This is a genomic window from Leptospira perolatii, assembly GCF_002811875.1.
Taxonomy (GTDB): Bacteria; Spirochaetota; Leptospiria; order Leptospirales; family Leptospiraceae; genus Leptospira_B; species Leptospira_B perolatii.
This window is the reverse complement of the sequence record NZ_NPDZ01000001.1, coordinates 145,408-158,521: the sequence shown is the minus strand read 5'-3', so window position 1 is coordinate 158,521 and position 13,114 is coordinate 145,408. Positions and strand designations below refer to the sequence as shown.

The 13,114-nt window shown below is 39.8% G+C and carries 11 protein-coding genes; 7 read left to right on the top strand and 4 right to left on the bottom strand.

The window, feature by feature from the left end:
- Position 1: 1 nt before the first annotated feature.
- The 3 genes from CH373_RS00735 to CH373_RS00725 all read right to left on the bottom strand — a co-directional run bounded on the left by CH373_RS00735 (position 2) and on the right by CH373_RS00725 (position 3,031).
- On the bottom strand, positions 2 to 763 hold the full coding sequence (locus CH373_RS00735) for a ParA family protein (protein WP_100712024.1): 762 nt from the start codon (positions 761 to 763) through the stop codon (positions 2 to 4).
- A complete protein-coding gene (locus tag CH373_RS00730; RefSeq protein ID WP_207761428.1) occupies positions 741 to 1,478 on the bottom strand; it encodes an RsmG family class I SAM-dependent methyltransferase in 738 nt (245 codons plus the stop codon). The genes CH373_RS00735 and CH373_RS00730 overlap by 23 nt, the downstream gene beginning before the upstream one ends.
- An 83-nt stretch (positions 1,479 to 1,561) precedes the next feature.
- Positions 1,562 to 3,031, bottom strand: coding sequence for a M20/M25/M40 family metallo-hydrolase (locus CH373_RS00725; RefSeq protein ID WP_100712022.1), 1,470 nt, complete (start codon positions 3,029 to 3,031; stop codon positions 1,562 to 1,564).
- Positions 3,032 to 3,214: 183 nt separating this feature from the next.
- Between CH373_RS00725 and CH373_RS00720 the strand changes: the two genes are divergently transcribed.
- Positions 3,215 to 3,955, top strand: coding sequence for a hypothetical protein (locus CH373_RS00720; protein ID WP_100712021.1), 741 nt, complete (start codon positions 3,215 to 3,217; stop codon positions 3,953 to 3,955).
- A 613-nt stretch (positions 3,956 to 4,568) separates the two neighbouring features.
- Here the strand turns inward: CH373_RS00720 and mnmG are convergent.
- The gene (mnmG, locus tag CH373_RS00715; RefSeq protein ID WP_100712020.1) at positions 4,569 to 6,473 is read right to left on the bottom strand and encodes a tRNA uridine-5-carboxymethylaminomethyl(34) synthesis enzyme MnmG; all 1,905 of its coding nucleotides are present in this window, start codon (positions 6,471 to 6,473) and stop codon (positions 4,569 to 4,571) included.
- A 113-nt stretch (positions 6,474 to 6,586) separates the two neighbouring features.
- Here mnmG and CH373_RS00710 point away from each other — a divergent pair, with 113 nt between their 5' ends.
- The 6 genes from CH373_RS00710 (at position 6,587) to CH373_RS00685 (ending at position 13,106) form a co-directional block, all read left to right on the top strand.
- Positions 6,587 to 7,510 carry a branched-chain amino acid transaminase gene (locus CH373_RS00710; RefSeq protein WP_100712019.1) on the top strand — a complete coding sequence of 308 codons (924 nt, stop codon included), beginning with the start codon at positions 6,587 to 6,589 and terminating at the stop codon, positions 7,508 to 7,510.
- A gap of 18 nt (positions 7,511 to 7,528) precedes the next feature.
- A complete protein-coding gene (locus CH373_RS00705; RefSeq protein WP_100712018.1) occupies positions 7,529 to 8,476 on the top strand; it encodes a hypothetical protein in 948 nt (315 codons plus the stop codon).
- A gap of 328 nt (positions 8,477 to 8,804) precedes the next feature.
- Positions 8,805 to 10,112, top strand: a complete 1,308-nt coding sequence (gene dnaA / locus CH373_RS00700) for a chromosomal replication initiator protein DnaA (RefSeq protein WP_100712017.1) — start codon at positions 8,805 to 8,807, stop codon at positions 10,110 to 10,112.
- Between the two features lie 308 nt (positions 10,113 to 10,420).
- Positions 10,421 to 11,542: a DNA polymerase III subunit beta gene (dnaN, locus tag CH373_RS00695; RefSeq protein ID WP_100712016.1), complete on the top strand. Its 1,122-nt coding sequence runs from the start codon at positions 10,421 to 10,423 to the stop codon at positions 11,540 to 11,542.
- Between the two features lie 11 nt (positions 11,543 to 11,553).
- Entirely contained in the window at positions 11,554 to 12,651 is a 1,098-nt protein-coding gene (gene recF / locus CH373_RS00690) for a DNA replication/repair protein RecF (RefSeq protein WP_100712015.1), read from the top strand.
- Positions 12,651 to 13,106, top strand: a complete 456-nt coding sequence (locus tag CH373_RS00685) for a DciA family protein (protein WP_243393199.1) — start codon at positions 12,651 to 12,653, stop codon at positions 13,104 to 13,106. The genes recF and CH373_RS00685 overlap by 1 nt, the downstream gene beginning before the upstream one ends.
- The last annotated feature ends 8 nt before the right edge of the window (positions 13,107 to 13,114 follow it).

Sequence of the window (13,114 nt, the reverse complement as noted above, 5' to 3'; positions counted from 1 at the left end):
ATTAATTTTTCTCCGCCACTTCAAGAGCCAAGCTGCGATAGCTCTGGGCTCCGACTCCATCTGGATCATAAGCCAAAATCGATTTCCCAAAGGAAGGAGCTTCGGATAACTTAATGTTTCTTGGAATTACGGTAGTATATACTTTTTCCTTAAAGTATTCTTTCACATCTTCTGCGACTTGTTGGGCTAGGTTTGTTCTCTTATCAAACATTGTCAGAAGAACTCCTTCCAACTCCAAAGAAGGATTCAGGTTTTCTTGCACCAAGGAAATGATTTTCATTAGCTGAGTTAATCCTTCCAAAGCAAAGTATTCAGTCTGAAGCGTGATCATCACACTATCGGCTGCGCAAAGTGCATTAATAGTTAATATTCCTAAGGAAGGAGGACAATCGATTAGAATATAATCATACTCGGTCCTTAGAGCACCAATCGCATCCTTCAGTCTGTATTCTCGATTTTCTTCGCCAAGAAGGTCCGCCTCGGCTCCTGAAAGATTTATGTTGGAAGGTATAATATGCAAATTCGGAACTTCGGTATGACGAATGCATTCAGAAGCGGAAGATTCTCCTATTAGCAATTCGTAGGAAGTATTTGCTAGAGTATTAATTTCAAAACCAAGACCGGATCCAGAATTTCCCTGAGGATCGATATCCAGAATCAGCACTTTCTTGCCGATCGCGGCTAGATTTGCCGCAAGATTTATAGAAGTAGTGGTTTTGCCAACCCCTCCCTTTTGATTACTAATCGATACGATCTTTCCCATGGTATTCCTTACTCTCCTTACCAAGAACCTTCCAGGACCTAGGGATACCTTGTCTCGGCGAAGAGACCTTTTTCAAGAATTTAATATGTCTCATGCCTAAAAATTCTAAAGAGTGCAATTGAATCGTTTTCATCACTTGAAAGCCGCTAGATCCAAGTATCTTGTCTTCGTATTTCTTATTGAATTCGTCTTTGCCAATAAATGGGACATAAATCCCATTCAATTTGATCCATCTACAAATAGCTTCTGCACTCCAAGGATAAGGGATAAAACCCCGAGAAACACCCAGATCCCAGTCACTTTTTCCCTCTTCGGCACGTTCATACTTCACTTCCACATTAGATATTCGATTTTGGGATATGAAATTTTCGGTAAGAGAAAGCTTTCTTCGCTGAGAATCCAAAAGAACTAAATTTGGAATTTCGTCGTCGATTAAACATCGGAAAAAGAAACCAGGAATGCCTGGTCCAGTTCCAGCGTCTCCTACCTTACGATTCTTTAATGTTCCGAGTTCTTTTCGTATATAATAAATATGATAAATCGATTCGAGTACATGCCTATCTAGTATCTCTTCAGTGTCTCTCTTGGAGAAGAATCCACCTTCTTCATTCTTCTCGACTAGAAACTCAAGAAAGGCGGAAACCAATTCCCAATTGAATAATGGAAGTATTTGTTCCGCTTCCTCTGGAAATCTATACTTTACTGCACTTTGAATTCCGTTTGGATCATGTGAAAACGTTCTTTGTAAATCCAAGGTCCTTACGCTTCGGAGCTTCCTTTCTTTCCTATAGAGTGGATTCACTTGCTCGATTGCTTGGAGAAGTGATTGTATTCTACTAATGTTCTAAAGAGTATTTCTATGCCCATCTTTAACTGAGGCACAGTCATACTTTCATCCTTTCCGTGAATTCCATCTATTTCTTCTGATGTAAATAATACTGGAATCAATCCGTAACACTTGAAACCTAAAGCCCTAAAGTAAGAACTGTCAGTTGTTCCCGGTGACAAGAACGGCGTTGCAATTGCACCTGGCTCCACGGCGGAAACAACTCCCGCTAAAATTCTAAACAAGGATCCGTCTACTGGAGAACTAGTTCCGGGTTCGAGATGTCGAGCGCTCACTTCTACTCCGTACTTTTCTCCGAGAGATTTTATTTTCTCGAACATCTCTTTCTCACTGCTTCCAGGGAGCACGCGAACATCGATGGTTCCGGTAGTTTCCGATGTGATGACATTAATTCCGGAAGGATGACTATCTACACCAGTGATGCTTACAGTATTTCGAGTCATTGCTCTTAAGTGCCGACTCGAATCAATGACTCCATTTAGAATTAATTTTAAAAGAGGGTTTCTGGATCTCCGTAATACAAATGAATTCGGAAATCCGCTAATAGCTCCTAGTTCATAAAAAAATGCTGCGGCTTCATCATGTATAACTGTGGTAGTTCCAAGTTTTTGTACTTCTTCCAAGAAATCGATCATCGACTTTGCGGCGTACTTTACCGGCGGAGTACTTCCGTGTCCAGAATCTCCTTTCACTTTCAAGTCCAACCAGACTGCTCCTTTTTCGGCATGTTGGATATTGAATACTTTTGATCCTTTGATCGCTATGTCTTTTGATCCCGCGCCACCTTCATTTAAGAGAAACTCATATCCCTTAAACAAATCTCTATGATCTTGAAGAAGAAACCTCGTTCCAAAACGACTTCGACTTTCTTCATCTGCTACAGACAAAAACATCAAGTTATGTTCTAAAGGTATTTTTAGATCCTTCATCAATAAAAATGCATACAGCTGCATTAAGCCTAAACCTTTCATATCGATGGCACCGCGACCGTAGATTCTATCTCCTTTTCTCAAACCTTCAAAAGGAGGAACGCTCCATTCAGATAAGTCCACTTCCACAACATCGATATGATTTGTGAGAATCACACCGCCTTTTGTCTGGTCCTTTCCCTTTAACTCTGCGACTAGAGAAACTCTGTCCCTCATACCAGGATATTCTATTATCTTAACTGGAACTGCGCGCTTCTCTAAGATGGATTTCAAAAATAACGCACCTTGGATTTCATTTCCTCGAACTGTTTTGATTCTTAAATATTTCTGAAGATCCGATGCAGCTTGCTCGCTTAATTTATTATAATCAACGCTGTAGTTTTCTGCGGAAGGTCGAATTGGGTCTATACCAGATTCGGTAAATACGATCGTATATAATAGAAATAGTAATACTAATGCGAGCAAGGTGTAGCCCAGATTCTTAAGTGACATAGAATATCCTCTTCTTTATTTCTTCGTCTTCTTTAATATCTTTATTAGAAAGCAGAATGAAAGTAGCTATGAATCTCCCCTCGGCAAGGATTATTCGAGTTTAAACTTTTTCGGTAGCCAGAATTTCCAAAAGTCGCTTAATCTTTTTTAAGAATCGTCGATCTGTATACTAGAGGTAATTGTATGTTCCGATTCGGAATTCTTTTCACGTTTGTAAGTATAAGCTCCAATTTATTCGCGTTCACTCCAGGCAAGTGGTCTCATACTGACAGGTACGTGCTTGGTTCAGAAAAAGGAGGTCCTACACAAGAACTAGTGAAAAACTCAGACGGAAAGATTATCTATAGCGCGAATTATAAGTACGACGAAAGCGGTAAACTCGTTCAGGAATTTTATATTGATTCAGACGGAAAAGGCGACGGCCAGACCAAGTTTACTTACTTGAACGGAAAGATTCAAAGAGAAGAACTCTTTAATAAAAACGGAAAAATCGTAGAGACTAAATCTTTCTTTTACAATCCAAATGGAATACTTTCAGTGGTAGAGCTAAAAGACGAAGCAGGGAAGTTGGTCTTAAACTGTATAATTTCTTCCTGGGGAGAAAATGGTTTGGTCAGAGACGCGCAAACTGATTGGACAAATACAAAAGAGAAAGAACGCTTCTCTGTGGTAAAAGATAACAAGAACCCTAGTCTATTCCAACAAAACATCTTTAACGAAGATAAACAACAAGTTGCATCTACCATTTATACGTACGACGAACAAGGAAAACTTCTGAGCAGGATGAATGTTCAAGGTAATCTTGAGAGATTGAACAGGCTTATCTGGGACAAAAATAATCGTCTCCAGCAACTGACGTTTCACGTGAAACAGGGAGACAAATGGACCCTCGAAAAAACTCACGAGCTCGTATACGGAAAATAAGAAATCGATTCCCAAAGAAAAGTTAGAATCAAGAAAACTCGGATCGCTTTTGCCACCAAGAGGATCCGAGTTTTTATAGGGTTATCGTGGTCCGAACAATTCGAAACAATGAGCATCCCCTTTAACTAAGTGCTAAGTTAAAGTTCCGACAAACATCAGTCCCTCATGAAGCTTAACATTCGATATTTGAAGACTCTCGGTACGCGCGTCCTCTCACTTTGAAAGTTGCCTTAGTTCTTCTTTCCTCTAAACATCGTAGAAAATTTTTTGCCGGCGACTTTTCAGTCCGTGGAACCGTAGGATTTTAAGAAAGTTCGGAAGTAATCAGCACCGGAGAATCATGTATCATGTTGAATTTCTATATAAGTAAGTAGAATGATTTGTGTAGAGACCTGATGCTATGAGGTCCTAAAAAAGTTTTCTGCCTATCTGTAGGAGCTCCTACAAGATTCAAACTGAGAAAAGTTACTTGTAGTCATTTCTTTTTTCTGATAAGGGCAGGGTACCGCCGCTACGCTCCAGCCCCCGCCCAGGAAGGGTGGGGCTACACTAATAAGTGCTCGGAGCGGAAGCACTTAGTTCTTGTTTCACGTGAAACAGAATAGGTCTTTTTCTAAACGTTTACTCCCTCGGCCTTGAGGTCTGACTTTTTCCCTTTAATATAGAACAACAGGAGATCGATATCACTCGGATCTACTCCGGAAATTTGCGCGGCCTTTTCAAGATTCATCGGTCTGTGCTTGGTCAATTTTTGCGCGGCTTCTTTTTTGATTCCTGGTACTAAGGAGTAATCCATATCTTCTGGAATCGCAGTTAAGAGATATCGCCTTCTCCAATCGATTGTGTCTTGCTCCTTCTTTATATATCCTTCGTACTTGATTTCCATCTCGATTACTTTTCTATCTTCCTTACGAAGATCCTCTGCTCCTTCCAACATAAAGGAAACATCATCGAAGCAGATCTCAGGTCTCTTTAAAAAAGTATCCAGCTTGGAGCCATACTTATAATTCTGAATGTCCTTTCTAGCCAAGAGAGCAACGAACTCTTCTGAAGGTTTCACTGGCAGCGAATAGATTCTCTCTTTTATTTCCGATATTCTTTTGTATTTCTCTTGAGTCCTTTCGTACATTTCAGCATCGATCAGTCCCATTTTGAAGCCATACTTCATCAGCCTTTGATCTGCATTGTCCTGTCTTAAGAGCAAGCGATGCTCTGCTCTAGAAGTAAACATTCTATATGGATCCTCTACTCCCTTATGAACTAGATCATCCACGAGAACACCTATGTATGACTCGCTTCTAGAAAACAATAACGGCTCTTCTTCTCTAAGAGAAGCTAGTACACTGTAAGCGGCTACTAGTCCTTGCGCTGCGGCCTCTTCGTAGCCAGTCGTACCATTAATCTGTCCTGCGTGATATAACCCCTTCACCTTTTTAGTTTCTAACGTAGGCTTGAGCTCGGTCGGGTCCACAAAATCATATTCGATCGCATAACCAGGTCTAAGTATCTCTGCTTTTTCTAATCCAGCAATCGACCTAACTAATTTCCATTGCACTTCTTCCGGCAAACTAGTAGATACTCCGTTCAAATAGATCTCTTGCGTATCATAACCTTCCGGCTCTAAAAATATCTGATGCCTTTCTCGATCTGCAAATCTTACGATCTTGTCTTCGATAGAAGGACAGTATCTCGGACCAATCGATTTGATTTGCCCCGAATACATAGGAGACAAATGAATATTTTCCTGAATGAGTTCATGAGTCTTAGGATTCGTGTAAGTGATGTAGCAAGGTATTTGTCTTCTTTCTATCTTTTCCGTAGCGAAAGAAAAAGGAGAAGGTTCAGGATCCCCTTCTTGTAATGCCATCACAGAAATATCTACTGAGTTCTTATGAATTCTCGGCGGAGTTCCTGTTTTCAATCTTCCTAATTTTAGATTATACTTCGCGAGTGATTTAGAAAGCGCCTTCACTGTAGGCTCTCCAAATCTGCCGTTTTCTTTTTGATACGTTCCAATATGAACAATGGAAGAGAGAAAAGTTCCGGTCGTCAGGATTACATGCTTCGTAAATATTTCGAATCCTCTTCCTGTGCGAACGCCTATAATTTTATCATCCTCGATAAGCAGATCATCCACAGTATCTTGTCGAATGGAAAGATTTCGGATGGATTCGAGTGTATGTTTTACTTTTAATTGATATTCCTTTTTCTCAGACTGTGCGCGAGGCGCCCAGACACTTGGACCCTTGGAAGTATTCAGCATTTTGAATTGAATTCCAGTTGCATCGGTGACTTTTCCCATCAAACCACCGAGTGCATCTACTTCTCTCACCATATGTCCTTTCGCGATTCCGCCGATCGCCGGGTTGCAGGACATCTGACCTATCGTGTCCAAATTCATGGTAACCAATAAAGTCTTTGCACCACCTCTGGATGCGACATAGGCGGCTTCGGCACCTGCATGTCCTGCTCCAACTACGATGCAATCATATTGATTTGGGAAAAATGATCCTTCCATTGTCCGTTCCGATTCTTAGCGAGCACTTAGAGCAAGCAAACTAGATGATTAGTCGACACCAAACGCCTTGCTAAGAATGATGTTTTCTTAGTATCACTTTCAGGTTTCTGGGCATGTCTGAATCAATCAAGAAACTCTCTTACTTCGGGGGAAAAATCGTCCCCGAATCCGAAGCAAACATAAATATTAAAACTCACGCATTACAATATGGTACGACTGTGTTCGGTGGTATCAGAGGGTATTATGATTCGGCAACGGACAACGTCTATGTCTTCCGGATCTTGGATCATTATAAGAGGCTCGTGAATTCGACAAGAATCATGCAGCTCAAATTCGATAAATCTCCTGAACAACTAAGGGACATAACATTAGAACTTTTGAAAGCTTCGGGATATCGTCAGAATGTTTACCTCAGACCTTTCGTGTATACATCTGCACTTCAACTTTCTCCTAGATTTCACGATGTTGCTACGGACTTGGCGATTTACGTTCTGGAGTTGGATGATTATTTAGATACAAAACGCGGTCTGACCACAATGGTTTCTAGCTGGAGACGCTTCGATGATACTGTCATACCTACCTTGTCTAAAGTTTCAGGCGGCTATGTGAATTCTGCATTAGCAAAATCCGAAGCAGTTCAAAACGGATTTGATGAAGCCATATTTTTAGATGGAAGGGGATTCGTAAGTGAAGGCTCCGCGGAAAATATATTTCTAGTTCGAGACGGTAAAATTATCACTCCTTCAATAGCCTCCTCTCTGCTAGAAGGAATTACAAGAAGATCGGTCTTACAAATCGCTAAGGATTTCGGTTACGAAGTAATCGAAAGAGATGTTACCAGAAGCGAACTCTATATCTCCGATGAAATCTTTTTCTCCGGTACAGGAGTTCAAATTGCTTGGGTTAGCGAAGTAGATAGGAGAACGATCGGAACTGGAAAGATCGGGCCTGTTACTCAAAAACTCCAGTCCACATTTTTCGAGCTTGTGAAAGGAAAAATCCCTGAATACAAACACTGGTTGACTCCAGTTTACTAAGGCCGAACATCCTAGGTCATGGGACCGAACTTCTCCATTCAGGAAATCCAAGGACAAAAAAGGGCTCTTGTTTATTTACAACGCTACTTGGAAAACCCGAACCTACTTCCTCCATTATTAATATTTTATGGTCCCGAAGGAACCGGAAAGGAAGCTGCAACAGAAAGATTCATCAGACAGCTGCTTTGTTTGGAAGGAACATCTTGTGGAGTATGCGCCTCTTGCAAAGCATTCATGCACCATGCGCATCCTGATATAGTATGGTTTCCTTCAGACAAAAACAAAACGATTCCGATTGGAACCGAAGACAATCCGGAAGAATTTTCTATCCGATGGCTGATTCGCTCTAGGCTTTACTACAGGCCTCACTTATCTAAAGTAAGATTCATCATTATCCCTGATGCAAAACTCATAGGAAATGAAGCGGAAACTGCCCTGCTCAAATCGCTAGAGGAAGCACCTTCCTTTACTCGTTTTATTTTCCTCGTAGATGATCTGGAGTCATTAAAAGAAACCATAACCAGCAGAGCAGTGTGCATTCCTTTTGATTATCTTCCACAAGAAATAGTAAAAGATTTACACCGTTCACAAGGTAGGATGTACCACGCCTTTCAAGGCGGAAGCATGGAAACCTATGATTGCCCTAAAGAAGCTCTGGAACTCATTTTAAGCAAAGTTACGGATAAAGTAGAAACTCCATTAGATATTCTGCATTTAGAAGAATGGGCTTTGAATTATAAAGACGATCATCCTGAATGGAAGGATGGCTTTTCCTTTAAGGACTTTTTGGATTTGCTCAGTCTTGTACTGATCCAAGAATATACTAAAAACTCGTATGAACTAAATATTCCGAAAATAGAACAGATCTTTGCTTTTAAAGAGACTCTTCACGAGAGAATCCACGGACAAGAAAGTATAATTTTCTCGAAGTTAGTCAACAGTCTGACATTATTATCGCACAAATAAACATTCACTTTTCTTAATATTTATGTCTTCATCCTCAATTTAACCTAACATATGTTAGTTTTTTCGAGCATCGCATGAAAAATCAATCGATGTGACATAATTTTTTATCTATTACAAATTCACTTCGTTTTTCCAAATTGTTTCGACCGTGACTAGAATTTTCATTTGTGTGTGACTCTCTTCGGAAAAATAGTGTATTCTCGTTGGAATCAATTTAAGATTCCAACTCCCTTCGTAACTTCGTCTTTTTTTCCGAATGTTTCACCAAATGAAATCGAAAGGTGGCTCAGTCGGCGTGTTCGAGTTTTGCAATTAAGGAGAAAACTGCTTGGACCCAAGCTGGAAGCGTATATTGGAAGAGGTTTCTAACGAAATTCCTCCGACTTATTTCGATAAATTTATCCATACGCTCCAATTGAACTCTCTTACTGATAAGAGATGTGTCTTAATCGCGCCATCTGCAAATATTAAGACCCACGTAGAAAAGAAATACCAAACTTACATCGAAGAAGCGATCTTCAAAACAATGGGAAATCGAATCCCTGTGGAAATTGTTTTAGAAGGGCCATCTAATTTAACACAAGTTCTCCGCGAGACTTACAAAGATAAATCATACTCTTTTAATCCTGATTACAACTTTGAAACATTCATTGTGGGTAATTCGAATCGGCTTGCTTACAGCGCAGCGAGAGAATGCATTCAGAATCCTGCGGACATCAACCCTCTCTATCTTTTCGGAAAAGTAGGAGTCGGTAAGACTCATCTTTTGCATTCGATCGGAAACGAAATCATCAAAAGAGAGCCTTGGAAGACGGTCCACTACGTCGACATAAAGACGTTCATGAGCGAGTTTCTATTTTCACTGCAATCTAGAGATAGCGTAGAGTCATTTAAGATCAAATACCAGTCTTACGATTGTTTATTAATCGATGACATTCAGCTCTTAAATACCGGCGCGGAAAAAACACAGGAAGAATTCTTTACCATTTTCAATTTTCTTTTCGAAAGAAGAAGGCAGATCGTAATCGCCTCTGACCGCCCGAGTTCCGAACTGCCAATCCAAGAAAGATTAAGGTCCAGATTTGTAACAGGGGTTCAGGCGGACATTCAACCTCCGGATAAAGAGGTACGAATTGGAATCCTTTCTTACCAAAATAAAATTTTGAACTTGGGATTGTCACCAGATCTAATAGAGCTTATTGCTGATCGGATTCACGACGATACCAGAACCTTGCTCGGATCTTTGAATGACCTAGCTTTGCATAAACGAGCTTACTCTTATCTCTTTTTCACTCCGGAGATGATTGAAGAGATTTTAAAGAACAGAATGTTCAGAAAGAAAAATCTGCTCTTAAGTCATGATAAGGTGATCGAACACATCGCCTCTTTATATAATCTAGATGCAAAGGAAGTAATGGGAAAGAGCAGGAAGCAGGAACTCATTATTCCGAGACACCTTTGCATGTACGTGCTTCACAAAGTATTCAAAGTAAACAAAAGTCAGATCGGAAGAATCTTTGGCGGAGAACACACGACAGCTATCAACGGCATTCGTAAGATAGAAGCCAAGATGAAGGAAGAAAAAGAATTCGCGGCGAAAGTCGAAGATATTCTTTCCAAATTCAGATTCCAATAAATCAAACACCCGCCAATCATAGAGACATAAGCAGTTAATAGACTGTTAATAACTCGTGTATTAAAAGACTATAAACTCTATATAAGACATAACGCAAAATTATGGTCCCTTAAATGCACAGTTATATTGGAAATTTAGATCTTCAGAAACCTGTTTTTTCCATGCCTAGGAAAATGTACTTTTCAATATATATGCGACATATTTCTATATTCTATCAGGTCTCTGAGTTACTTACATACTTACACGTACAACAACAGCAACAGTACATATATAAGATCTAGTATATAGAGAATCAGGAGTAAGGAAAGTTGAAGATAAAAGTAAATACCTCCGAATTTCTAAAAGCAATACATGCCGTAGAAGGAGTCATCTCTGCTAGAGAGATCCGATCCGTTTTATCAAATTTAAAATTAGAGGCAGAAGGAAATACAGTTTCAGTTTCTGCTACCGATTTAGAAATCTCTATTAAGACTTCATTAAATGCTGAAGTTATGCAATCAGGTAATATTTCCCTTCCAGCAAAGCAGCTATCTAGTATTTTTAAAACCATACATTTTGAAGAAGCTCTCTTATCTAAAGAGGAAACAGAACAAGATTCATCGATTACATATATTACAGATGCTACTTCAAAAAATGATTATAAAACAAAATTGAATGGAATGGATGCTGAGGAAATTAAAACCATTTCGAAGGTAGATCCTTCTTCGGTTTCGGAATTTCCTACAGGACTATTCAGTGAGATGATCCGAAAGACTTCCTACGCGATTGCTCATGAAGATCAAAGGTATATCTTTAACGGCCTATACATGATTCCGAAAGAGGATCGTCTTATTTTTGCAGTTACCGATGGCAGAAGATTGTGCAAGATAGAAAGACGGCTCCCCGCGCCATTGAAGTTTAAGGAAGCCGTAATTATTCCGGCCAAAGCGATCCGAGAAATTTCAAAAATGATTGCAACCGCGGAAACCGGTAAAATCGGAATTGTAGACCAGCAGATCTATGTAAATGCAAATCATATCGAGCTCTTATGTAAACTTATCGAAGGTAACTTTCCGAACTACGAGCAAGTTATACCTAAGAGTTCTAAGTTTCACGCAATCATTCCGAAGGAAAATTTCCAGATTTACTTGCGACAAGCTTTGATCGCAGCGGAGGAACCTACTCGCCAAATTAGACTGACTTTCTCAAATCAGAATTTGAACTTTTATGCACAAACCCAAGGCGTCAATGAAGTCAGCATTAATATGCCGATTGAATATACCGGTGACGAAACCACTATTGCCTTCAAAGGCGAATATCTTTCTGATATATTTAAATCGATAGATGATAATGAATTTAGAATAGAGTTTAGTGATTCAAGTTCTCCGACTGTATTTAAAGATCCTTCCGATCCTGAATTTATTTCTGTGATCATGCCTATGAAAATTTAAGTTGCGCTCCGATGTTTCTTCGGAGTCTCAGACTTCTCAACTTTAGGAATCATGAAAGTGTCAATTTGAACTTTGATTCTAGGTTAGTCTTCTTTGTAGGCGAAAACGGAGAAGGTAAGACGAACCTCTTAGAAGCGATTTCCATTATTTCCTGGCTGAAAAGTTTTAGAGAATCAGATGATGGAAATTTAATACGATGGGGACAGGACGGCTTTTATCTAAAAGGAGAAGTCGAAAGAGATTCAAAGAAGGAAATCTTCGAAATCGGTTATACGAGAAAACCGGTATCTAAAAGAAAGCTAAAGTATAACCAAGAAGAAGTAAAAAAAAGATCCGATTTAATCGGAAAATTCTTAACAGTTTTAATGACTCCTCTCGATCTCAAAATCGTCGAAGGCGGTCCGGTAGAAAGAAGACGGTTCGTAGATAGCTTGCTATCAGCTTTGGATCCAATTTACCTAAGAGATTTAATAGAATATAATAGAATTCTAAAGCATAGAAACGCACTCCTTAAAAGCGGTTCGCGAGACGTCGCTTTATTCGAGGTATGGAACAACAAATTAGTTCAGACTGGAGGTTCGCTCTTGCATAAAAGAGCGGATCTTATCAAGGAATTTCATCCGATCTATCATTCGAATTTAAAGAAGTTGAGTGGAGGAAAAGATTCTCTGCAGCTTGAATATAAACCTAGCGTTTCCAGCGAAGAGGAATTTAGAGAAAAACTACAGAGGAATTTTCACCGAGATTTGAGACTGGGATACACTTCCTCCGGAATTCATAGAGATGAACTATTTATCGGAGAGGATGGTCGGGACATTTTGAATTTCGCCTCCCAAGGCCAAAAGAGAAGTACGGTGATTTCTTTAAAGGCCGCTTCTTTTGAATACTACAGACAGAAATTGCAAAAAACTCCGGTGTTATTGATAGACGATGTGATTCGGGAACTTGATGTAAAAAGGCGTGAGTACTTTGTAGAACTTGTATGGAATGCGGGGCAGGCTTTTTTTACTACCACGGATCTAGAAGGAATAGGAGAGTATGTAGGTAGACTAGAAGATCGAAATCAGATCTTTTTAGTAAAGGGTGGTACCGTGGAGGAATCGCAATAGTGGCTTCGAAGCCGGAAAAGGTAGATCCTTCTGAATTCAAGCGGGTCCTGGAAAAGGCCGGCTGGAATGAGAAAGATTTCTTTGCGAAAGTTACATTAAGGACTATTGCACAGCGTTGGAGCGATATGGTAGGGCCTATCTATGCTTCACATTCCGAGCCAGTAGATATTGTGAACGATTCATTGATTGTCCTAGTCTCCCATTCTGCGTATAAACAGGAACTTTTCTTTCTCAAATCCAGAATTCTTTCCTTGGCGAAACGATATCTAGGCAAGGATTCATTTTCTAAAATTGAAATTCGAATCGGAAAGATACAAAAACCTTCCCAGGCTCAGCATCGAGCAACTGTTCAAAAATCCGGACTTGCTGGAAAAGAAGGTCTGATTGCGATCGCTGAAAAAGAATCCGATCCTGCAGTCAAAAAGCGGCTTTTAGAACTCATAGAATACTTATAGTAAGTTTA

What these genes read in the sequence shown, in the direction of transcription:
- mnmG (WP_100712020.1), bottom strand. Translation starts at nt 6,473, where the DNA reads ATGGAAGGATCATTTTTCCCAAATCAATATGATTGCATCGTAGTTGGA.
- recF (WP_100712015.1), top strand. Translation starts at nt 11,554, where the DNA reads ATGTTTCTTCGGAGTCTCAGACTTCTCAACTTTAGGAATCATGAAAGT.
- CH373_RS00735 (WP_100712024.1), bottom strand. Translation starts at nt 763, where the DNA reads ATGGGAAAGATCGTATCGATTAGTAATCAAAAGGGAGGGGTTGGCAAA.
- CH373_RS00725 (WP_100712022.1), bottom strand. Translation starts at nt 3,031, where the DNA reads ATGTCACTTAAGAATCTGGGCTACACCTTGCTCGCATTAGTATTACTA.
- CH373_RS00720 (WP_100712021.1), top strand. Translation starts at nt 3,215, where the DNA reads ATGTTCCGATTCGGAATTCTTTTCACGTTTGTAAGTATAAGCTCCAAT.
- CH373_RS00710 (WP_100712019.1), top strand. Translation starts at nt 6,587, where the DNA reads ATGTCTGAATCAATCAAGAAACTCTCTTACTTCGGGGGAAAAATCGTC.
- CH373_RS00705 (WP_100712018.1), top strand. Translation starts at nt 7,529, where the DNA reads ATGGGACCGAACTTCTCCATTCAGGAAATCCAAGGACAAAAAAGGGCT.